Below are 23553 nucleotides of genomic sequence, written 5' to 3'. Positions count from 1 at the left end.
ATCAAAATGATCCACTAAGAATTGTGGCAATACAAGCTTAATTAAATCTAGGTAGTTATCCAAACCTCTTTTTTTGGCAAATATCGAACTACATTTTCAATTCACACACAACTTTTGAGATTGATCCCTTTTATCCCTGCTTTTTTATAAATTTTTATGGCCTCTCCAACATCAGATCTTGGGGGATCCAGAAACCCAACTATTCCAATAAATATGAGATCATGAAGTTGATTATCTAGATTGGTTTCTTCACCTTGCTTATATGCAAAGCCCAACACACGTAATCCCAGGCTCGCAACATCTTCTGACGATTGAAGCCACTTATGTCTATCTAGTTCGATTTTATTCCCGTTCTTGTCTATTCCTGTGCTACAGAGGTTCAACAAGGTCTCCAGCGCTCCCTTTACACAAATTTGAAAGGAGTCTCCGTATTTATTTAAAGTAGCCATGAACTTAGCATTTTCATCAAATGGGATTTCATAGACTTCTGGAAATTTAGACTTTAAATCTTGTACATTATATCCTAACTCTTCAGCAAAAACTAATAAGGCAATCTCTAAAGAATCTCCATTGGAATTTTCCTCTTGCACATGTGCATTATTGCAAAGAATACTCACTTCAATAAATTTTTGAAATGAAAGTCCCGAATGTTTGGAATGTTCTCCATTTCTTTTAGAATTTAATGATGATATCACGATCGATTCGTCCTCCAATTCTACTTGTGATACTTTCATTTTATTGAGGGTGAGCGTACCTGTTTTATCTGTACACATCATTGTGATCTCCCCAAGGGTTTGCACAGCTTCTAACTTTTTTATAATCACTTTTTGTTTGGACAACTTAACCATACCATGGGCAAGAGTAATTGTAGCGACTATGGGCAAACCTTCTGGAATTGCAGCAACGGCGAGTGCTATGCTAGTTTTAATTAATAACTCCCAATCTCTCCCTTCAATATACCCAATAGCTATTATTACAATGGTTAAGAAAAGGGTAAGTAAAATAAGCCAGTGACTCAAACGATTTAATCGTTTACCCAGCGGAGTATCTTCTTTTGTTGCTTCTTGAACTAATTTGTTGATAGAACCTAATTCGGTTTGAGACCCGGTTGCAGTTACAATTGCCTTTGCATTCCCCTTACTTACAATTGTACCTTTAAACACCATATTACTTCTTTTGTAGACAGGTGTATCATCATTTAGTACTTTTTCTGATTTTGTAACCTGATTACTTTCACCAGTTAGTGCAGACTCTGTAACGGCAATTCCTTCCTGATGAATAATACGAGCATCTGCACCTATAATAGTTCCAGGAGAGAGCATTAGCACATCTCCGGGAACCAAATTTGCAGCTGTAACACTTTTAATCTTCCCTTCCCTTAATACTGTAGATAACAATTCAGCACTTTTTTGCAAAGACTCTATCATTCGGTTTGCTTTTAACTCCATAGTAAACCCAATTCCTGTATTTAACAGGATTACTATGATCACTGCAATTCCTTCTAGCCATTCCTGAAACCAAAAAGCTAAAATTGTGGCTGCAGCTAGTATATAAATTATGGGATTTAAAAATTGATTTAGGAAAATGAGAGTCCAACTTTTAGCTTTCTTAACTTTAAAAATATTGGCTCCATATTTCTTAATTCTATGGGTAACTTCATTTTCGCTTAATCCAAATAACGGATCTACTTCTAATTGTTTTAAAAGGGATTCAACAGAAAGTTTATAAGCATTTTCCATTATTATTAAAATGAGTTGAAAGGCTGAAAATTAGTAAAATAATTCTTAAACGCTAAAGCATCATTAAATCTGCAAAGCAAAACTAGAGTAGCCAAATATGGATTATTGAAGCCTCATGACAGTCCAGTTTTCTGTTGTTTTACTGGGAATAGCTATTAATCTTTCATTTAGAACGGTAGATTTGATCTTTGGAAGTTTCTTTATATATTTTTTATCCAAGGTCACGTGCTGAGGGTCTGTAAGAAAATATAAAAGCTTTCCAGACGTATCTATTGCTATTTCTGTAAAACTGTAGTTCACAACCCTTTTATTCAAGAGATCATTTTTACCAAGACTTTCTTTAGTAAGTTCACCTACTATTGCCATTCCATCTTTAAAATTAGAAGCATTTATATATACAGGATCAATTACAATTGTTCCAGACTTATCCATAAAACCATAGAAAGGGATGTCTTTTTCTGTTTTTTTAATTAGGCATCTCCCGTCATTAAAATAAGGGAATTTTGATTTGCCTTCTTCATGTTCTGGCAATATTGTAATGTCTTTTCTAAAATCTATTACCAAAGTACCAGACTCATCTATAAAACCCCATTCCCCATCTCTCTGAACAGCCGCCAAGCCATCCTTAAATGGAGCTATAAAATTTACATCCTTAATATCTTGAGCAAAACCAAGACAACTTAAAATAATCAACCCGAAAGTAAATAATGTCGTTCTCATAACATGAATATTTTATTTCCATAAAGTTAGCAGCATCATAACACCTTTAAAATGACATTTCTCACTTTTACTTAATCAAACAGAAACAAATATTAAACCTCGCTATTTTATAAAAATAATCTTGGATTAATAGAAATCCTTCCCCGCTTTAGATTCTAAAAAACGCTCTATCTAAGATTATACTAATAGAAGCAGTAGGATATGATTTTTATCATTCTTTTTTAGATGGTTTCCTGATAATTTTATTTTTATAATCCACTACGATGAAAAATATTCTATTACCTACAGATTTCTCTGAAAACTCGTTGAATGCTATAAATTATGCGCTTGAATTCTTTAAAGGAAATAGCTGTAATTTTTATATTCTGAATGTTCAAAAATCTTCGGATTTTCTATCTGCAGATTTGGTTACAGCAGCACCTGAAGCCTCTGTTTATGAAGCAATAGCTGATGATAATAAGCAGCAATTAATGGATTTAATAAAACCATATAAACTGCAATTTATCCACGAGAACTATAGCTTTAAACCGATTTTCGACTTTGATAATCTTGTTAATGCTATTAACGAAACTCTAGCCGCTCATAAGATAGATCTAATTATAATGGGTACCAATGGTACTACAAATGCGAGAGAAATATTATTTGGCAGCAATACCATTCAGGTAATAAGAAAGATAAAATGTCCAGTTTTTGTTATTCCAGAAGGGTATAAATTCTCAAACATAGAAAACGTGCTTTTTTCAACTTTTAGAAGTGAAGATTTTAACAGTGTCGGAATTAAAATATTAAAGGAAATAATAAAGAGGTATCAACCTAAAGTAACTGTAATGGAACTAAACAACAATCCTATTACAGCTGACGATAAAAAAGATGACGCTAGAGTTAAAAGCGTTTTAAAAGATATTAATTATAATTTTTCTACTGTTAATAGAGTTCCAGCTGCAATGGCTATTAGTACAGTTACCCAACTTTTACATATAGATTTTCATGCTATGTTTCTCGATGAAGAAGAATCTTTCTTAGAGCGCTTCATTTTTGGTTCAGAAAGAACAAAAATGAGTTATGCCTCTAGTGTGCCTCTTTTAATACTGCATAAATAAAATGTTTAGCCCCCTGCTACCTTAATTAGGTATATTTCTAATTCCTTTGAAAAAGATATATGAGGACTTTTGAGCATAAAATAATTGAGTTCTTAGTTAAGAATCAAAAAAATATTATTTAAAAAGGATTTGGTTGTCCTTTAAATTTTTAAATAGAACTTTTATATAATCATTAATGTTCTTATCTATTCGTTCCGTGTCCACAATATCTATAGAGGCCTTCCAAAGTATTTGCCGTTCAGCTGCAGGGCACAAACAATAAAGTGAGGTTTCGGTATGATAAAGCAAATAGCTTTCAGATTCCTGACCACCGTAAATTTCCTGATTGTAATAATAGTAATCTGTAAAAGAATCAAAATCTCTTAAAAAATTCCTGTAGGCTTGAGCCACTGCAATTTTTTCTTCCTGGCCGGTAACTTTAGCAAGTAGAACAGCATCGAAATTGGCTTCTTTTAATTGTGCTTGAATTTGATTTAGTTGTCTCTCCGATTTTTGGTTTTCTGTAAATGATTTTTCAAAAAAATCGATGCTCTGTACCGCAATTACATTCTGCTTATTGAATTCAACTGCTACCTTCTTTTCGAAAATTCGTCGGATATCTTTATTGGGCGTCATTCCAATTACCAAAACTTTCCTAATATCTAAATTGGCTATAGCTGGATTGGTGTATTGCTCCACCAGATTAATTGAGGAGCAACCTATAAAAAGAAAGCATAGTAGAAAACTAAACCTATAAATTTTGAGTTTTCTGAAAATTATTATTGCTTTCATAAATAATGAGATCAACTATTTTAATAATCTTTTTTGTTTACCAACTTTTATAATTCCCTTTATAAGGTCAAAAATTTTAGTTTTTAATTTTCTAACTTTTAAATTGAAGGCAATCGCTTCAGACATAAGTTTATTATGATCTATTAGGTACTCATCTTCTTCGTCTGGTATATCTATATCGTCTACAAGGGTTTGAAGGCTATTTTTATGAATTTCAATTTCCTTAAGTAAAAGCTTCAAAGCTTTTTTATAGGCACTTAGGTCGTTAATAATGTCTCTGTTTTCTTGAAAATTTTCACCAGAAATAAGTTCTAGTGTAAATTCTTTTATAAGATCACTTAAAAATTGAATTTCATCATTAACAAATTCAAGTTCAGAGATGCATCTCACAGTTTCGTCGTGTAGGCTACTTGGATTACGCCATTCTTTCTATTTCATTTTATATAAATTAATGTTCATTTTTTTATTTAAAAATACACTTCTAAGAAGGAAAATGAAATGAAAATTATCAATTCAAGTCAATAATTAGGTCGGGCTTACAATTTGGAATTCCCTGATTTCATTGAGCTTAGGAATAGTTGCTTTCCAATTATAGGTGTCTTTAATTTTCACTCTAAAAGCATCCAGTGCTGTTGGTTCCCCATGAATCAAGAAAACCTCCTCTGGGGTGTTCTCAATCGCACTCATCCAATCTAATAATCCATGTTGATCTGCATGAGCAGATAAGCTTTCAATATGATGGATTTTAGCTATTACAGAATAATACTTCCCGAAGAATTTAATTTCTTGTGCTCCTTCAAACAATTGTCTCCCACGAGTCCCTTCTGCTTGATAGCCAACCAGCAACACAGATGTGCTTGGTCTATCTATTAATTGCTGTAAATAAGACAGCACCCGCCCGCCTGTTACCATCCCACTACCCGCAATAACTATCTTCGGGCGTGGATTGTCTATAGTTTCCCAAGTCTCTTTATAGGAGGTAATAATATTCATTCGCTTTTGCATGGCTTTAAATTCATTTGGAGGAATTTTGTACCATTCTGGAAATCTTTGAAAAACAGATAGTACATTATTACCCATTGGACTATCTATAAAAATGGGAATATTAGGGATACGATTTTCGTTATAGAGTTTCCATAAAATAAACATTAAAGTCTGCAGTCTTTCTACTGCAAACGAGGGGATAATAAGAGTTCCTCTATTTTTTATAGTTTCATTAATTAATTCAATAAGTTTTTCTGAAACACTTTCTTCAGGGTGTAATTTATTCCCATAGGTGCTCTCAACAAAAAGATAATCGGCATATTTTGGTTTTTTCGGTGGATACAAAAGCAAATCTTGCTCTCTTCCAATATCTCCTGAAAAAACAAAGATCTTTCCGAAAATATCTAGCTCAATAAATGTGGCTCCTATAATATGCCCATTGTATTGGTACCTAAATTTTATATTTTCTGTTAATGTGACCCATTGGTCTTTTTCTTCAGATTTGAAAAATCCAAGAGTAGTCTCCGCTTCTTTAACGGTATAGAAAGGTTTTGCTGGTTGATGCTTTGTATATCCCTCTTCATTGGCTCTTTCTGCACTTTCTTCATGAATTTTACCACTGTCCCTCAAAATAATTTCGGTAATCGCAAGAGTAGGTGCTGTTCCAATTATCTTGCCCCGATAGCCTTGCTTTACCAATCTTGGCAAATAACCGGTATGATCTAAATGACCATGTGTAAGTAATACAAAATCTATAGTGGAAGCATCCACTGGGAAAGGTTCCCAATTCTTTTCTCGCAATTCTTTGAGTCCCTGAAACATTCCGCAATCAATTAAGATATTGGCTTCTTCAGATTTCAATAAAAACTTGGAACCAGTTACTGTGCAAGACGCTCCTAAAAAATGAATTTTTATAGATTTCATGTGTTAATTCTTATATGATTACAGAGCATATTTATTTCTTTAAAAATCTTCTCTTTTCTTTTTTCAGAGACACCTAGATGGTCTAAATAAAATTTATCCTTTAAAAGTTGTCTTAACAAGACCACATCTCTGCTTATTAGGAATTGTTTTTCTCTATTTGTTAAAAGGGTAGATACTGTTACAGGGTATAATCTAAGCCGGTCTATTCTATCCTTTATTCCATTATCTATGGGAAAATCCCAACTTAACAAATGCAGTCCACTGCATTTCCCATAAATTAAAGCGTCTTTCGTAAACTGTGTATTTGTTACTACCCAACCCTCATTAGGACAATCTTTGGAGTTTTTATAATTCATAAGAATATCTTGATATCTGGAATGAATATAGAGCGGAACTTTTACATCGCACTTTTTACTTCGATCACTATGAAATTTGCATTCTGCAACGATATATTCTTCATTCCTTTTTGCAATCACATCTATCTCATGAGTAACACATTTCCCCTGTAAAAATGATCCTATTTGTATAGAGTATCCAGAAAATTCAAGTAAAGCGCCAATAAATTTTTCAAAAGGAAATCCAGTAGGACCTAGCTCATAAATAGCCTTTTTAAGCTTGTATTTTGAAGCATATATTGGTTTATTTTTTTTGAGTAACGCGAATGCACGATTATAAATTTCCTTTGTAGAGATTCCTTGGTACAATTCGTCCCGAACAACGTCTATAATTTTCTTTATGCTAGCTTTATCTGCGCCACTTCTCTGTAACGAATTATGAAGTTTTGAAATTGAAAACTTCTCTCCCTCACCTGAAGATTTTTTTATAAAAATTTCCTCATTATTCATTTGTTCATTTTATATAAGCACCCAAAATATTAAATTATCAGTTTTTTTCTCAATAGAATCTAGCGTACTTATAATTACCATTTTTCAATCTATCCAAATACCTGCTTTTGTTATAATTCAAGATTTTAATTACGGAGATCATGTAATACTAATACAGGAACCTTTGCATGCTGTCCAAGTTCTTTCACCAAAGGTTTGGAAAAGAGTGTATCAAAAAAAGCATGTTTTTTATTTATAAATACAATCATTTCGCTACCCCTGCTTTGCACAAATAAATGCAAACCTGTTTGTACATTATCAAAATCTAACCAGTGGAATGTATACACTAGTCCGTCTAAACATTCTTCCAGCAAAGCTCTTTTTTCTTTCTGTTCTTTATCAAGTGAGTCTGTTTTACTTACGTGTAAAACTCTAACGGGAGAATTAGTTAATTTCGAAATTTCAAAAATAAATTTTAATTCTCTTCTTTTAAAATGAGTCTTATAACTAGTAGGGAACACAATCTCTTTGGGATCTTTGTATTGAAGATTATTAGGAATTACAAGGACCGGGCAATTTCTAATTTTTTCCATAATAGTAATAGCATTTCTACCATAAATTATATCTAGTGCATCTGTTTCTCCCTTATTTCCAATTATTATAAGCTCGATATCTTTAGTTTCAATAAAATCTTTTATCGCATCTAAAGGATTACCATTAACTGCATGTATAGAATAGGTATGCTGATATTCAAGATTCCTTAGATTGATCATTTCTAAAACTTTTTCTAATTGAGCTTCAGATTTTGATTTAGCTATTTTATAGATTCGATCTTTAGAATTACCTGGGGTATTAATTCCTAAATTTATTACCTCATACGTAAATGCATTAAGCAAATAAAAATCGCATTCTTCGTTTTTATATAATTCACTGGCATAAAGGATTGTGTCCCATGAATTTTTGGAAAAATCTGTTGGTAATAAAATTTTCTTTTTCATCGCTAAGTATTTAAATTTCTTCCATTAAATGTACTATGCAAGAGTCGTAATTCCTATGATAATTATCAGTTAGCAGCAGGAATTACTAAATAGGGACGGTTTGAGTATAATCCCATTTTCTTGATTAAAGATTCCCTTAAAAGGTCCTCCAAGAAACTATGCTTGTAATGTACCATTGCTAAAATATTAAAATCATAGAACATAACATATTGTAATAGACTATCTGTTTTATTAGATAGTATTTCTTCTTTAAAAAACTTATAATCTATCTCATACAGCATTTCTTTTAGCTCATGTACATTTTCGCGCTGAATTTCAGTAATTATCTCTTGTTTTCCAAGAAATAGTATTCTCAATACTGCATTGTATTTTTTTGCAAACTCTATGATTGGAGCTATTTCCTTGGGTTTAAATTTTCTTGTAAAATTCGTGGCAAATCCTATCCTCTTAATCTCTACATATTCCATTTCACCAGGGATCATTAAAAGTGGTGCTCCTTTTAGTTTATTGATCACTCTAACTGTATTACTACCAAATAACACATCTTTAGCACCGGTTACCCCTTTGGTTCCCATCACTACAAAATCTATTACTTTAGATTTAATTAGAGTGTTAATAATCTTTTGGAGATCTAGAAAGGTGGAAATTATTTCAAACTTATGGAGTTTGTTTTCGGTATCCAGAATTATTTTATGCTTTACTTTTTTACACTTATCTTGAGATTCATTAGTTAATCGCTCTATTATATCTTCCTTCTTGCTGGGTAAAATTCCTTTCGTTTGCGCAATTACATCGGCTTCACAGGAATTCACCAAATGAAAAGTAGTATTTTCATTTTTAAATAATTGAGTTGCATAGTGCAAGGCGCTATATGCATTCTTAGAGAAATCTGTTGGTACCAGTATATGCTTCATCTGTTTGAGCTTTTAATTCATCATTCTTTCTTCTGAAGGTATTACTAAGAAAGGAACTTGGGTATGAAATACTATTTTATTAATTACAGGCTCAAATAAAATGTTTTCAAAAAAGGAATGTTTCGTATGAATCATTATTAATAAATTGATTTTGTGCTTCAATTCAAATTCAACTATGGCTTCATGAATATCCTTATTTTCAGCGATATGAAATTTATGATAACTATTCTCGAAGTATTTATCCAAGAAATCCATCGTCATTTCATACTTGGAATCTGTATTTTCTCCATGGACAACATTGAAAATATGCAGTTTAGAATTATGGATCTTACTTAAATCTCTAATAAAGGATAAATACTTATTTTTATAAGAGAATTTAAAATCGGTTGGAAATAAGATCTCTTTTGGTTCTTCATAATTAAAATTTGCAGGCACGGCGATTACTGCACATTTCACCTTCTTTATGGCGTACATGGTATTAGTGCCCAGAAATATTTCTTTAGCTCCGGTTGCTCCTGTAGTACCCATCACAATAAGATCTATATTCTTTTCTTTAATTAGATCTTGCATTTCATTTATAAGCAAATTAAAAGAACTGATTTTTTGAAAAGCATGATTTGGATTTTTAAATTTCTCTTTTAATCGCTCTTCAGTTTTATCTAAATTTTGTCCTACTGTTACTTTTAAAATTTCCAATAATTCGAATGTTGAGTAACTATCTGCTGCGGTACCAACATTATAGGTAACAGGAGTATAAGTATTTAGTAATATAAACTCACATTTCTCTTTCTCAAAAAGTTGAACTGCATAGCACATCGCATTGAAGGCATTATCTGAAAAATCTGTTGGTAGTAAAATACGTTTCATATATAGAGTATTATTAACGTTGTAAGTTTTGGAGTATTAAAAATGGAAACTCTAATTGAAGCCCAATTTTTTCTATTGTAGAGTTGTACAAAATGCTTTCTAAATAAGAATGTCTGGCATTAACCATAACTAACATATCTATCTGATGCGCTTTTATATAACTATTTATTGTAGAGGTAAGTTCCTCTCCTGTTACAGTAATGCTCTCGGTCTTATTATTTTCTATACAACTCTCTAAAAAAACTTTATTATCCAACTGTCTATAGGATAAGTTTTCAAATTTAGAAACATGTAAAAATGTAATTTTGGCAACAAGACTAGCAGCTAAAGTGCTTAAAAGTTTCATCTCTCTTCTTCTATAGGGAAGTAAATAATCTGTAGGAAATAGAATTTTAGTTGGTGTTCCTTTTTCAAAAGAACTAGGAACAGCGAGGACAGGGCATTTCACATATTTAACTACATGTATGGTATTGCTGCCAAAGCTTAGATTCCTATCGTTAGTTCTTCCTCTGGTTCCCATAATAATTATATCTATATTTTCTTTATCGGCGAGATCATTTACGGCATCTACCAATGAATCAAATTCAGAACATGTTATTATCTCATGCTTTGGATTTGGAGAAAAAGAAAGGATTTCCTTTTTTAATTTTTCTAACTCCTCTTCAGAATTTCTAAAAACTTGTAGCTTAAACTCGTCAAAATCAGCACGCATTAGTATATTTTTTGTGTTATAAACTTCATCTGCATATGCGTGAAGTATATATATCTCGCAGTGCTCATATTTAAATAATTCTAACCCATACTTTATGGCATTTAAAGCATTTGCAGAAAAGTCTGTTGGAATTAATATTTTTCGCATGAGTGTAGTTTTTAAAAGAATACTTAAAACTACAATAGAAATTTAGTTAAAAAAATGACAAGAATCAGCTAATCAATTTATTAGAAACAATATTTTGCACCCCTCTAGATATACAAAGCAAGAATATTTTAGTTTGGGATGAAAAGAATGATAATTATGAATTAAACACAGGCTATTCTATTAGATCCAGCTTTTCGAGATTGAGAATTCTAATATTTCTGCTAGATACTATTTCTACATTTAAATCCTGGTGCTCATCATTTAAAGACTAAAACAATTAAGAGCAAGCTTTAAAATAGTAACCTAAAACTACTTGCTTTCCAATAAAGCACATATGTTAAAAGTCATATGAATTCCGGTACATGCCAATTATCTTTAATAAGAATTACAAAACCAATTGAATAAATAATTACGGATAGTTTAAAAAAGAAAGTGCCATAATCATCCGGGGACACTCATGAAATTGGTATAGTGGCAGCTAAATTATTTTTACACGAAAGGCCAAAAATAATGCTGGTAAATTGTAATGAAGATTTACTAAAAACTGAAATAAAATAAATAGCCCTAATATAATTTAGAAAAAGAGCCTAACCCCCATTTACAGAAATGGTATCACAGGGATCAATACATGGAGACTCTGGAACGAATTACACATTTAATCACGTAAATTTATTGAAATATGGGAATTGGATTGGTTCTATCAGGTGGAGGTGCAAGAGGAGTTGCGCATATTGGAGTGCTCAAGGCCTTGGAGGAACAAGGAGTAGAAGTAACTCACATTTCTGGCACCAGTGCTGGAGCAGTCGTTGGGGCAATGTTTGCTGCTGGAAATTCCTGGCAAGATATTTTTAGATTTTTTAAAGAAATTCCTATCTTCAACTATCGTCGCTATGCGATAAACAAACCAGGGTTTATTGACAGTCTAAAATTTTATAAAGATTTCGAAGGCCTTTTTAAAGAAGACGATTTTTCTATTTTGGAGAAAAAACTGTTTGTCACCGCTACAAATTTGATAGATGGAAAAATTAAGATCTTTAGTTCGGGAGAATTAATAAAGCCAGTACTAGCTTCTGCCTCTTTTCCAGGAGTTTTCACTCCTATTTCTATTAAAAATGGGGTTTACGTAGATGGCGGGATCCTTAATAATTTTCCTATTGAACCTCTAAAACCACTTTGCAACAAAATAATTGGAGTATTCGTAAATCCGCTAGAGACCATCCAAATTGAAGAATTAAGCCATTCCTATCAAATACTAAATAGATCTTTACAAATAAGTTTAGGAAGCCAATCGCTTCACAAATTTAAAGACTGCGATTTCGTTATTTCCCCCGCAGGACTTACAAAGTTTGGAATTTTCGATTTAAAGACTCTAGAAGCTATCTTTGAAATAGGATATCTTGCTGCTGTTAAAGAATTGGAAACAAAAAAAAGCTTACTATAAATACTACATCCTATTTAAGAAGATTGACTAAAGCCTAACTTTCTAGGCTTATTTGGAAGCTCCCATTGGATCATTTCTTTCAAAAATTCATCTACTTTTTCTATAACAAGCTTTTCAGTTATATCTATGGGATTAAATAATCCTATCTCAGTAATATTATTTTCTGTGGGCAAGGAATCAATTTCAGGAAAAAGGATAAATATAAATACATCCCCACTATAGGTTTGGGAAAACACCAAAGCTCCTCCCGGGATAAATTGAAATGCAGGGATCTGGTTTGTGCAGTCTATAAGGTCTTTAGGAAAAGAATCGAACGAGATATTTAATGCTTCATTATTATGAATCCAGTTTAGCTCCTGCACTCTCCACCCCAATTCATATTGGACTGTAATTTCCTTTAAGGTTTTATGTAGAAGTGGTTTTATTAGATCGTTCCACTGTACTTTTTTATCTACTACTCCTTTAATAGATTCTTTATAATCTGTAATTCGTTCCTCAAGATGTTCTATTTTCATGTTCATCAAATTAGTTGCGTTTATCATCACTTTTTTTTTGTCTTTCTAACTTTCTGAAATACCCCCTAAAGAAAATATTATGCTTAAGCGCTTCCATATTTTGGTTCAACTTAAAAGTTGATTCTTTAATATATATCATAGTGGAGTCTATATTCTTAACCAACTCCTCATCTGTAGTTAGGTAATTTAGAGTCCCTTTTCCATTTTTTATTTCAGCAATAATACCTCCTAAATCTTTAGTTACGCTATTAATGTCGTTGCTGGATTGCTCTAAATTATCAAGCACTAATTTTAATTGTTGTCCCGCGAGAGTATCATTGAGCAGGACACCAGCAATACTTTCTTCCATATCTATTTTTGCAATTACTCTATTTAAATTATACATAGTATTAGAGGTACTTATAGATGTGGCTTTAAGTTTGTCTATGGTTTCTTTAATATTCTCTGCCATTGTGGTATCTGCTATCAAAACCCCGAGCGTACCTTTACCTTCTAGAATTTTATTGGTGATCTTTAGTAGATCTGCAGTAAGTAATGCTGCATTTTCATTAGTTACATTTAGCGTAGATAGCATCTCATCAGTTCCAATTTTACTATAGGAAACAATAGTGTCGCTAGAAATAACAAATGGAGACTCTCCCTGTCCGGGAAGAATATTCACTACCATACTCCCTACTAACCCATCGGAACCAATGATAGCAATCGCATTTTTACGAATAAAATTTGCTGTTTTTTCTTCAATCATCATCTCTACAATGATATTGGATTCCCCAAGCATTTCAATTTTACCTACCGTTCCCACATTAATTCCAGAATAGCGCACATTATTTCCCAATTGCAATCCATTAACGTTGGCAAATTCTGCGTATATCGCAATATTTTTACTGAATAAATGCTGTCTATTTCCTATAAAATATAGAGCAGCTATAAGAAGTATGGATCCTACAACTACAAATACCCCCAATCTTATTTTTTGTGAAGTTGACTTGTTCATATCTATTAATTTTTAAAGAATGCTTGCACTTTTGGATCTTGTGAAGCTATTAATTCCTGATAAGTGCCTTCTGCATAATTTATCCCATCCACCAATAATATCATCCTATTAGAAATTACTCGTGCACAGTCCACATCGTGGGTAATAATTAATGAAGATGTATTATACGTGTCTTGAATAGTTCGCATAAGCTGTATTATTTCCTTGGACGTGATGGGATCCAAGCCTGTTGTTGGCTCGTCGTACAAAATTATTTTTGGTTTTAAGATTAGAGCTCTAGCCAAGGCCACTCGCCTTTGCATTCCTCCAGAAAGTTCTGCTGGCATAAGATCTATGGCATCTGCCAATCCTACATTAGTTAATGCTTCTATAACCAGCGTTTCTGTATGTCCTTTTAATTCGAGCTTTTTCTTATGGCGTCTTAGGGGGAATTCCAAGTTTTCTCGAACGGTCATAGAATCATATAATGCACTTCCCTGAAATAAGAAACCAATCTCTGTTCGTAAAATGTCTAATTCTTTTTGGCCCAACTTAGTAATGTCATGATCTTTAATTCTTATACTGCCACTATCTGCTTCAATTAAGCCAACTAAACACTTTATCATTACCGATTTCCCAGAACCAGATTTCCCCATCACTACTAGATTTTCACCTTTATACAGTTTTAAATTAAAACCATTCAATACGGTATTTTCTCCAAAGCTTTTTCGCAAATCTTTGAGTTCTAAAACTGGTACTATTTTATTTTCAGATTCCATTAGATTTAAAAAAATATATCGGTTATAAACACTGCGATAAAATCTATGATAAACAAAAGCATCGAAGTATATACCACAGCTGCATTCGAGGCCTCTCCTACTCCTACAGTCCCTTTAGAACAATAATATCCCTTATAACAACCTACCAAGCCAATCGCAAATCCGAAGAAAAAAGATTTAATGGTAGCAGGTATTATATCAGCATAAGTAATAGCATCAAAAACTTGGTTGAAATATAAAAGATAGGAAACCTCCCCTTTTAAATTTTCTATAAGTGCCGATCCTAATAATGCTACTGTATCTCCAATTATTATAAGTAATGGCAACATTAATGTAGTAGCTACTATCCTTGTAACCACCAAATACTTAAACGGATTGGTGCCAGATACTTCCATAGCGTCTATTTGCTCTGTAACCCGCATAGAGCCTAATTCGGCCCCAATACCAGAACCAATTCTACCTGCGCATATAAGAGCAATAATAACTGGACCTATTTCACGTACTATAGAAATACCCACCATAGAAGGCATCCAAGATTCTGCGCCAAATTCCATTAGCGTGGGCCTAGATTGTAAAGTAAATACCAAACCTAAAATAAACCCCGTTACTACTACAAGCAGCAAGGATCTATTACCCATATTAAAACATTGGCGCAGTAATTCCTTAAACTCAAAAGGTGGCTTAAATACTTCCCGAAAGAATCGGGCAGTGAAATAAGAAATATCCCCAACTTCAGCAAAGAATACTTTTGAATTATCTAATATGGTTTTAGTTTTCCCCATAAAATTATATTTATTCTATAATCAAATATAGATGGGGCTTGAGGCTAGTAAAATACTATTGATCATCTAAAATAAGGATTTAAGAGCAGATTTGAGTATTTGCTAAAAACTTACCGCAAGTCCCAACCCAAATGAAATATACCTATGATCTATTTTTTCTGAGATATTTATAAAGGTCAATTCTTCTGAAAGGGAGCGATATCTTAATTCTGGACGTAAAGACCAATTTTCTGCAATAAGGTATTCCAATCCTACTGAAGCTTGCCAACCTAAGCCATGTCCCGTATCTCCGAGTGTCTCATTAAACCTATCCTCTACTTCCAGATGATTATAAATTCCACCGGCACTTAGCACATAGGATGTTTTAACAAAATTCAGAAATGGATTTTTGAATTTTAACCCGAAGCTATAGCCCGTTTCATTAACGTCGCTTTCTTCACTTATAAGTGCCTTCTTTGTCTTAAATTGATTCCAGCCCCAACCCGCATAAATATCAAATTGAGGTGAAATTTTGTATGCTCCAGTCAGTTCGAAACCAAAACCCGTTTGCAGGCTAGTTTCTCCAATATCTGTACTTGGAAAATTGAGTCCTGGCTTAAATTCTAGAGTCCATTTATCTTGCCCCATTAAATTCAAACTAAGAAGTAAAAAGCTTAAGAAAACCCAATGATCAAATCGTTTCATTTCGAAATAATTATTAATACCTAAAACTAGAGAGTGAAACGCATTCTAAATATGACCGATATCATTAATTTGAAAGAAATCAAGAACCTCTGGGAAAGCCCACGAGAAATGTCCCGATGGTTCGGGAGGAAAATCCTTTTAAAAGTTCGAGGCAAGCCCGCCTGAATGAAATTCTTTTCGGGCAGGCCTCGGGGAATTAAACCCTCAATGAGGGATTAAATTTGTTATTTTTTGGAATATCAACTAAAACCAATGCTTCTTGCGTGAACTGTGCTTTGGCTTCGCTTCCTCCATTTCACCAGCTCATACCAAATAACAGAGATCAATCCAGTTGTAACACTTATCATTATTTGAAAAACATTTAGTGACTGAAACTCAAAGAATTTAGTTACAGGTGTTATAAATAGAAGCATTAACGTAATTCCAATTGTGATCCCAATTATAATTGGAATCAACTTATTCACATATTTAAAGGTAGTCAGTAAAGAATAATAGAAGGAACGATTAATAAAGGTTAGAAATATATTTGCTGAAATAAGAGTGGTAAAAACCATAGTTCGAGTTGTAGATTCATCGTAACCAGAACTCACCGAAAACTGATATATCCCAAGAACTCCCAACGTAATGACCAATCCTTGCAAAACACTAATAGTTAGTTCCTTCCAATTAAAAAATGTTGTAGAAATGGGTCTGGGTTTTTTTATCATTATATCCTTTTCTATAGGTTCATTCTCATAAACTATAGAACAGGTGGGACCCATTATTAATTCCAATAAAATAATATGAATTGGAGAAAAAATGTTGGGATAGATCCAACCCAACATTAATGGAATAGCGACAATGAGTATAATGGGAATATGAATGGAAATAATGTATTGTATTGCTTTTTTTAAATTAGTATAAATACGACGCCCCATTGCGATGGAATCTAGCATCTTTTCTAAGTCATCTTCCAATAAAATTAAAGAGGCAGCTTGCTTTGCGATTTCTGTCCCTTTTTTTCCCATTGCAATACCAATATGAGCTGCTTTAAGAGCTGGGGCATCATTTATCCCATCTCCTGTCATCGCTACAATTTCTCCCTCAGCTTTTAGAGCGTTTATAATTCTTAGTTTAGCTTCAGGAAACATTCTGGTGAAGAGCTCAGTCTTTAAGACCACTTCTTGAATTTCGGAATCTGACAACTCCATTAGTTGATCTCCGCTCATATTTTTCTCATATCCTTTAAAGCCTATTTCCTGAGCAATAGCCATAGAAGTTTCAGCAATATCTCCCGTTATTATTTTTACTTTAATTCCGGCCTTATAGAAGCCTTGAAAAACCTCTTCTATATTTTTTTAGGAGGATCGTAAAAAGCCACTAAACCTTTAAATTCAAACTGAAATTCTTGTTGTGTTTTTGGCCAATTATCGCTACTAAAATCAGCTAATCCAACTCCTAGAAGTCTATATCCTTTTTTTGCCAAATTCTTAATTACCTCAATAATTTCTTTCTTTTTTTCTGAATCTAAGTCGGATATATCTAAAAATGCTTCAGGAGCTCCTTTTGCGGCTATAATTCGTTCTCCCTTTCTATTCTGAAATATATGGGTCATCATTGGTGGTTTTCCTCCAAGTGGATATTCATGAACCATCTCAAAATCCATTCGCTCATCAACTGGATAGGTATTGGAATAGGATTCGTGCAAGGCTATTTCCATAGGATCAAAAGGAATTGGCTCACTAGCCCACATAGAAATTCGAATAAGTTCTTTCCCTGCTTCGTTTAAAGATTCTTTTGGATCTTGATATTCTTTTGTTTCAACCGTATAAATGGAGACTAAACTCATCTTATTTTGGGTTATTGTACCTGTTTTATCTACACAAATCACAGTTGCGCTACCCAGAGACTCCACGGTTTTCATTTGCTTTACAATTACACCCTGCTTCATGAGTCGCCAAGCTCCTAATGCCATAAAAGTGGTAAATGCTACAGGGATTTCTTCAGGTAAAATACTCATGGCAAGGGTTAATGCCTTCAAGAAACTATCTAACAAATCTAATGAGGTTCTGAAATTAAGTATCCAAACAATGATGAAAAAAACAGCTCCTCCAACAATCATTTTTTTTACAAAATTATTTATCTGAATTTCTAAAGGAGTTTTTTCTTGATCTATGGTTTCAACACTTTCCCCTATTTCTCCCAGCTTAGTTTTAATACCAATAGCTGTTACGGTGGCAATAGCCAAACCACCGGTAACATAAGATCCCATATATATTAAATTGTTATCTTCATTTTGATCCTTATAAATAGAAAAAGATTCTCCCGTAAGTAAAGATTCATTTACCAAAAAATCATTAGAATGGCTGATTTTAGCATCTGCAGGAATGGTGGTACCCTCTTCCATCATAATGCTATCTCCTACAACCAGTTCTTCTGTGCCAATAGTTGAAACTTCCCCTTCCCGAATAACCTTACAAAGGGGCTGAGTGATTTTCTTTAATTTATCTAATGCAGTTTTACTTTTGGAATCTTGGTATAAAGATATTGCTGCAACCAGCACAATTGCTACTGCTAAAAATATCCCATCTCCAATATTTCCTGCAATAAAATAAATTGAAGAAGCAACCAATAACAAGAGTACCATTGGCTCTTTTATCAAACTTTTTAGAGCCTCTATAATCTGGTTTTTTTTCTTGAACTCTATGGTGTTAGAACCATGTTCAAGTCGGGAACTCAACACTTCTTCTTTATTTAGACCAACTATTCCAAAATTATTTATAGCCATACATTTTTTCTTAAAGTTGTTCCTTTTGAGGTATTAAATTTAAGTTGCTTATGAATTAAGTGAACTGACAATTATCATTTCTATTCATATTTTTATCGAGTATTAATGTTGGATCAATTATATCCAGCCGAATTTTAATATTTTGAATTCCTTCTACAGGTAGAATTTAAAAATTTAAGTATATTATTCATCTAAAATTATTCTTTAAAATTGGATAGTAACGGAAAGATAAAATCAGACAATTCAATAATGCATATAATTTAAAAAATCTCTTTTTTTAGCAATAGCTTAATAAGTGATTAACCGCATCTTCCAATTTTTAAATTCAAATTTGTAAGAAAAAGAAATAGCCATGAAAAGCATCGATAAAGCAAAATTGTCAGCAAGTGTTTATACTGAAACAAAAAGGCAGTCAATCTATGATATAACTATTAATGCTATAGATGGTAAACCAATTTCGCTTTCAGAATTTAAAGGCAAGAAAATACTTTTTGTCAATGTCGCTTCGGAATGTGGCTTTACCAAACAATATAAAGACTTGCAAAAGCTGAGTGATAGCTATCCTGAAGAACTGGTTGTCATTGGTTCCCCTTGCAACCAATTTGGTAAACAAGAGCCTGGAGATGCTTCCCAAATTCAGGAATTTTGTGAGTTGAATTTTGGTGTGAAATTTTTACTTACCGAGAAGTTAAATGTAAAAGGAAGTAAACAACATCCATTATTTAAATGGCTTACTTCGAAAGACCTCAACGGCAAAAAAAGTTCTAGTGTAAAATGGAATTTTCAGAAATATTTAGTGGACGATAAAGGAAATCTAATTGATTATTATTTTTCAATCACCAAACCAACGAGTTCAAAAATTACTAAGCACCTGAAATGCAAATAGACATCATTCGGCTTTTATTAGATTTTGGATTGGTTGTGTTGATTTGGATCATACAGCGCATTGTATATCCAAGTTTTCTTCATTATAGCACAGGAAACCTAGTTACTTGGCACAGAATATATACTTCCCGTTTTAGCACTATAGTTATACCATTAATGTTTGGGCAACTCGGTGTATCTATTTATCAACTATTTACGCAAACTAGTTTTTACACAGTGAGTAGTCTGGTGATTATTATCCTTATATGGATCTCTACTTTTTGGATATTCGTCCCAATTCACTCTATTATTTCAAATGAAAATTCGAGCAAAAGTGATTTGGTAACATTAGTAAATAAGAATTGGGTGAGAACGATTCTGTGGACGCTATCATTTATATATAGTCTTTTTGAAGTATTGGATTTCTAAAAATAGAAAGAAAATAGAAATCGACAATTATTCTGATTATCCGCTTTTGTTCCAGTGATTAGTTTTTAACTAATTATATCGAATGTTTTCCGTCATGCTGAACTCGTTTCAGCATCTTATTTATGTGGAGATGAGACCCTGAAACAAGTTAGCATTGACGTGTTTTCAAAGTTACTCCGAATAAGAGACCCTGAAACTCCCGAAGTATCGGGACAGGGTGACGATACTGGTTTTAACTTCCGTCATGCTGTTCCGATAGCTATCGGAATCGTTTCAGCATCTTTCATACGTAAAAAGCCTACGCTAGATAAATTTTTTTATTACGGGTCTACCATTAAAGTATTTTCTAAAATTGGTAAAATTTTCAAGTATAGCTAAGTAATAAACATATAACTATTCACTAAAGCCCATTTTTGTTTTAAGTCCTCCCCCTTGGGGAGGATTTAGGAGGGGATGAAAGTATAATGATTATAACTCATCCCATCCCCAACCCTTCCCCAAGAGAAGGGAGCAAATATTCTTTCATTTTCAGAAATTCTCTAATTAATTATGAAAAAATTCCTAAAAAATTTTCGTGAATTCGTGGCTTTTAATTAAATACTTCTAGCAAAACGAAATTTTTAGTAAAATATATAAATTCTTACCATTGACGTATTTTCTAAAATGGGTAATATTTACAAAGTATAGCTAAGGAATAAACATTTAATTATTCACTAAAACCCTTTGTTGTTTTGAAGTCCTCCCCCTTGGGGAGGATTTAGGAGGGGATGACAGAACAATTTATTTTAAAACAATAGATTCAATTTCTAGTTTAAAAGTTTCTGCTTTATTATTACCAATTAAGAAAGCTATTTCTTCGATACTCTCCTTATCATAATTTGGCATATCTAGGTCACGACCTCTAAATGCTGGATACATATCTGAAAGTTGCAATTCGATAGTTTCCCAGTCTTTTGAGGTATTAAAAGAAGTGACATAAGAGTAATAATCAGCCGACTTACTTTTCACTCTAAACTGATAGCTTTTCCCATCGCCTTTAATTTTTATAACAATTTTGGAATACGATTTTGTACTTATTTCATTAAAATCGTACCTCAAAGAAGAGAAACCGCCGTTATTCTCTAAGGAAACACGACCTTCAAAAACTCCATGACCTTCTTTATTTAAATAAAAATTTCCTGATGATTTGCCTCCCATAACCACATCATCTACAATATTCCAATTAGTTATATCTGCTTTATTATTAAAGTCGAAAATGGTAGCTGTTTGCATAGTAGTTATTAATAAAATGAATAGAATTATATTTTGTGCCATAATTGTATTTTTTAGTGGTATTTCCCTTTATCCATCATAGTACTCTAAATTTAAAGAGTCGTTTTTTAAATCTATCATCTTATCAAGAAATTTTTTATTGTCATGATAGTTTTTGTTTCTTTTACACTTTATAAAATGCCCGTTAGCGTGAATAGTAAAGGTTCGAGTATTATAGATAACTAAACGATAATAGGGTATTATCCAAGAATATCGGTTTGATCCATTACTGAAATGTACAATGATCCCCCTGGGTCTTAATACAATAGTTGCATAATTAATAGCTGACGCAAGCAGATCTTCGGGTTGCAGTTTAGCGCTAAATTCTTCAATAACTAATTTACCAGAGCCTACGCCTCCCATTTTTATTTTTTCTAAAAAAGAGAATGCTTTGCCTACTGTATCCTTACTCTCTTTCAAATAGTCTTTGTTAGTATCTGTTGTATTAAATAGCATCATAATTATTGTTTTTATTCTGTTTACACCCTGAGCTTCCATAAATTTCCATTCAAAATAAACCCATGAAAAGTTAGTATTGCAAACCAAGACTAGCTTATTGATAATCCTAGAGGTCTAAATGTAGCGGAGTGTATTAATTTATCGTTTAAAATACTGAATTCTAAACACTTATGAAAAATATTTACCGCTTTAAAAAGATACCACAGTAAATAGGATTTTCTGTTAGTTGTCATAATTAATCTGCTATGTTTAACAAATACTGGTTTGCGTTCTCCAGATGATTTTCCTGCTTTTCAGCAGGCATTTTATCATACATTTTTACCAGCATCCCTAACCTTGGATTCGATAGAAAAAATTCACGATGAGTATGCATAAATCTCCAAAAGAGGCCATCCCAAGTTGCCTGCCATTCTCCCTTTTTATAGTTGCTCATTTTCATCAGATAATTACTTCCACTAATATAAGGTTTGGTGGCCATCAATCCCCCATCAGCAAATTGACTCATCCCGTAAACATTGGTGACCATCACCCAATCATAAGAATCTATAAAGAGTTCCATAAACCATTTATAAACTTCATCTGGATCAAATTCGCACAGCATCATAAAATTGCCCAAAACCATTAAGCGTTCTATATGATGGCAATAACCAGTTTGCAACACTTTTTTAATAGTCTGGTCTATGGGTAGAATTCCTGTAGTACCATCATAAAAAGAAGCCGGTATTTTCTTTTTGAATTTCCAGAAATTGGTGGTACGTGCTTCACTTCCGTTAGCCTCATAAACACCTCTAATAAATTCTCTCCAACCAATTATCTGACGTATAAAACCTTCGGTAGAATTAATGGGCACCTTATTTTCTTCAGCATATACCAAACAAGCATCTATAACTTCTTTAGGTGTTATTAAACCCACATTCAGCATTGGGGTTAAAACACTATGATTTAATATAGCGTGTTCAGCCACAATAGCATCCTCATACTTACCAAACTCCATAAAGCGTTGCTTAAAAAATTGGTCTAGCCAAACTTTTGTAGTTTCAAAACTTGTTGGATATAATGAATGCTTTGTAAGATTTCCTAAGTTATTTGGGTAGTGCGCTTCTACGTACTTTTTGGCTTCTTCAAAATACTCATCAACATCCGGAAATTGAATAGCTGGCGGTGTCTTTTTCGCAGGATATTTCTTTCTGTTTTCATCATCAAAACTCCATTTACCACCTATTGGTTTGCCATCAGGCTTAACAAGGATATTTCGCAGTTGGCGTTGCTCTATATAAAAGGTTTTCTGGAAAAATTTCTTTTTACCACTTTTAAAAAAAGGAGCAAGGTCTTCTTTAGTATTTAAAAATAAAGGGGAAGGATATTTAGTTGATTTAATTCCGCTTTCACGAAGCTTTCTATCCAATCGTTTTTGAAGCCAGTTATCTGTTGGATCTATATAATTGATATGTTGAACACCTTGACTTTTTAACTCGGAGATTAGTAATCTGATATCCGAAATTTCCTCAGTGGCTTCCACATAATGCACTTCTAGATTTTTATCCTTCCGAAGAAAATCTGCATACCGCTTCATTGTGGCTCTATGAAAAGTTATTTTTTGCTTATGAAAGGAGTACTGCTTAAAGAACAAATATTCTTCAACTATATAAACTGGGCGATTGCTTTCAAAGAGTGGAGATTCTTGAAATAACTGATGCGGAAATATTAAGTTGATACTTTTCATTTATTTCTTTTGCAACGTTCGCTACAGTATTTTACCTCATCCCAGTTCTTCTCCCATTTTTTACGCCAGGTAAAAGGACGCTCGCAAACGGCACATGTTTTTGTAGGAAGATGTTGTTTTTTCAAT

At 32.9% G+C, this 23553-nt stretch carries 24 protein-coding genes; 3 read left to right on the top strand and 21 right to left on the bottom strand.

The genetic code is table 11. The features are described 5' to 3' along the window. Positions 1–101 precede the first annotated feature (101 nt). Together ES724_RS13135 and ES724_RS13130 are read right to left on the bottom strand one after the other, a co-directional pair. Entirely contained in the window at positions 102–1739 is a 1638-nt protein-coding gene (locus ES724_RS13135; protein ID WP_146933631.1) for a cation-translocating P-type ATPase, read from the bottom strand. A 102-nt stretch (positions 1740–1841) separates the two neighbouring features. Further along, positions 1842–2459, bottom strand: coding sequence for a WG repeat-containing protein (locus ES724_RS13130; protein ID WP_146933629.1), 618 nt, complete (start codon positions 2457–2459; stop codon positions 1842–1844). A gap of 263 nt (positions 2460–2722) precedes the next feature. Between ES724_RS13130 and ES724_RS13125 the strand changes: the two genes are divergently transcribed. Continuing rightward, positions 2723–3559, top strand: a complete 837-nt coding sequence (locus ES724_RS13125; protein WP_146933627.1) for a universal stress protein — start codon at positions 2723–2725, stop codon at positions 3557–3559. Positions 3560–3673: 114 nt separating this feature from the next. On the opposite strand, the gene ES724_RS13120 is transcribed toward ES724_RS13125, so the two are convergent. The 8 genes from ES724_RS13120 to ES724_RS13085 all read right to left on the bottom strand — a co-directional run bounded on the left by ES724_RS13120 (position 3674) and on the right by ES724_RS13085 (position 10700). Continuing rightward, entirely contained in the window at positions 3674–4330 is a 657-nt protein-coding gene (locus tag ES724_RS13120; RefSeq protein WP_146933625.1) for a hypothetical protein, read from the bottom strand. 15 nt (positions 4331–4345) lie between these two features. Further along, positions 4346–4720: a hypothetical protein gene (locus ES724_RS13115; RefSeq protein WP_146933623.1), complete on the bottom strand. Its 375-nt coding sequence runs from the start codon at positions 4718–4720 to the stop codon at positions 4346–4348. A 135-nt stretch (positions 4721–4855) separates the two neighbouring features. Then, a complete protein-coding gene (locus ES724_RS13110) occupies positions 4856–6238 on the bottom strand; it encodes an MBL fold metallo-hydrolase RNA specificity domain-containing protein (RefSeq protein ID WP_146933621.1) in 1383 nt (460 codons plus the stop codon). Further along, the gene (locus tag ES724_RS13105) at positions 6235–7083 is read right to left on the bottom strand and encodes a restriction endonuclease (protein ID WP_146933619.1); all 849 of its coding nucleotides are present in this window, start codon (positions 7081–7083) and stop codon (positions 6235–6237) included. The genes ES724_RS13110 and ES724_RS13105 overlap by 4 nt, the downstream gene beginning before the upstream one ends. 125 nt (positions 7084–7208) lie before the next feature. After that, positions 7209–8060 carry a universal stress protein gene (locus tag ES724_RS13100; protein WP_146933617.1) on the bottom strand — a complete coding sequence of 284 codons (852 nt, stop codon included), beginning with the start codon at positions 8058–8060 and terminating at the stop codon, positions 7209–7211. A 65-nt stretch (positions 8061–8125) separates the two neighbouring features. Continuing rightward, a complete protein-coding gene (locus ES724_RS13095) occupies positions 8126–8974 on the bottom strand; it encodes a universal stress protein (RefSeq protein WP_146933615.1) in 849 nt (282 codons plus the stop codon). Between the two features lie 12 nt (positions 8975–8986). After that, complete coding sequence (locus ES724_RS13090; RefSeq protein WP_146933613.1) at positions 8987–9841, bottom strand: universal stress protein; 855 nt, start codon at positions 9839–9841, stop codon at positions 8987–8989. 13 nt (positions 9842–9854) lie between these two features. Beyond that, positions 9855–10700, bottom strand: coding sequence for a universal stress protein (locus tag ES724_RS13085; RefSeq protein ID WP_146933611.1), 846 nt, complete (start codon positions 10698–10700; stop codon positions 9855–9857). A gap of 679 nt (positions 10701–11379) precedes the next feature. On the opposite strand from ES724_RS13085, the gene ES724_RS13080 reads away from it, so the two are divergent. Beyond that, positions 11380–12141: a patatin-like phospholipase family protein gene (locus ES724_RS13080; protein WP_146933609.1), complete on the top strand. Its 762-nt coding sequence runs from the start codon at positions 11380–11382 to the stop codon at positions 12139–12141. A 14-nt stretch (positions 12142–12155) separates the two neighbouring features. Here the strand turns inward: ES724_RS13080 and ES724_RS13075 are convergent, their stop codons facing one another. From ES724_RS13075 to ES724_RS16970, 7 genes are all read right to left on the bottom strand, one after another. Then, the gene (locus tag ES724_RS13075; RefSeq protein WP_146933607.1) at positions 12156–12683 is read right to left on the bottom strand and encodes a hypothetical protein; all 528 of its coding nucleotides are present in this window, start codon (positions 12681–12683) and stop codon (positions 12156–12158) included. Continuing rightward, entirely contained in the window at positions 12667–13650 is a 984-nt protein-coding gene (locus ES724_RS13070) for an MlaD family protein (RefSeq protein ID WP_146933605.1), read from the bottom strand. Before ES724_RS13070 ends, ES724_RS13075 begins: the two co-directional genes overlap by 17 nt. Before the next feature lie 5 nt (positions 13651–13655). Continuing rightward, positions 13656–14408, bottom strand: coding sequence for an ABC transporter ATP-binding protein (locus tag ES724_RS13065; RefSeq protein ID WP_146933603.1), 753 nt, complete (start codon positions 14406–14408; stop codon positions 13656–13658). 5 nt (positions 14409–14413) lie between these two features. Next, positions 14414–15190, bottom strand: coding sequence for an MlaE family ABC transporter permease (locus ES724_RS13060; RefSeq protein WP_146933601.1), 777 nt, complete (start codon positions 15188–15190; stop codon positions 14414–14416). A 102-nt stretch (positions 15191–15292) separates the two neighbouring features. Beyond that, complete coding sequence (locus ES724_RS13055; RefSeq protein WP_146933599.1) at positions 15293–15874, bottom strand: outer membrane protein; 582 nt, start codon at positions 15872–15874, stop codon at positions 15293–15295. 239 nt (positions 15875–16113) lie between these two features. After that, positions 16114–17154, bottom strand: a complete 1041-nt coding sequence (locus tag ES724_RS16975) for an HAD-IC family P-type ATPase (protein ID WP_394345075.1) — start codon at positions 17152–17154, stop codon at positions 16114–16116. 47 nt (positions 17155–17201) lie between these two features. Further along, entirely contained in the window at positions 17202–18641 is a 1440-nt protein-coding gene (locus tag ES724_RS16970; RefSeq protein WP_317129757.1) for a cation-translocating P-type ATPase, read from the bottom strand. A gap of 352 nt (positions 18642–18993) precedes the next feature. On the opposite strand from ES724_RS16970, the gene ES724_RS13045 reads away from it, so the two are divergent. Then, positions 18994–19527, top strand: coding sequence for a glutathione peroxidase (locus ES724_RS13045; RefSeq protein WP_146933597.1), 534 nt, complete (start codon positions 18994–18996; stop codon positions 19525–19527). 1187 nt (positions 19528–20714) lie between these two features. On the opposite strand, the gene ES724_RS13035 is transcribed toward ES724_RS13045, so the two are convergent. The 4 genes from ES724_RS13035 to ES724_RS13020 all read right to left on the bottom strand — a co-directional run bounded on the left by ES724_RS13035 (position 20715) and on the right by ES724_RS13020 (position 23552). Next, entirely contained in the window at positions 20715–21248 is a 534-nt protein-coding gene (locus ES724_RS13035) for a CIA30 family protein (protein WP_246136877.1), read from the bottom strand. Positions 21249–21275: 27 nt separating this feature from the next. Continuing rightward, a complete protein-coding gene (locus tag ES724_RS13030) occupies positions 21276–21743 on the bottom strand; it encodes a hypothetical protein (RefSeq protein ID WP_146933593.1) in 468 nt (155 codons plus the stop codon). A gap of 196 nt (positions 21744–21939) precedes the next feature. Then, positions 21940–23427, bottom strand: a complete 1488-nt coding sequence (locus ES724_RS13025) for a cryptochrome/photolyase family protein (protein WP_146933591.1) — start codon at positions 23425–23427, stop codon at positions 21940–21942. Then, on the bottom strand, positions 23424–23552 hold the full coding sequence (locus ES724_RS13020; protein ID WP_081661890.1) for a DUF2256 domain-containing protein: 129 nt from the start codon (positions 23550–23552) through the stop codon (positions 23424–23426). Before ES724_RS13020 ends, ES724_RS13025 begins: the two co-directional genes overlap by 4 nt. Between the last annotated feature and the right edge of the window lies 1 nt (position 23553).

It is taken from the genome of Gillisia hiemivivida, from assembly GCF_007997295.1.
Classification (GTDB): Bacteria; Bacteroidota; Bacteroidia; order Flavobacteriales; family Flavobacteriaceae; genus Gillisia; species Gillisia hiemivivida.
The sequence above is the reverse complement of the archived record's forward strand: the minus strand, read 5'-3'. Positions and strand labels throughout refer to the sequence as shown.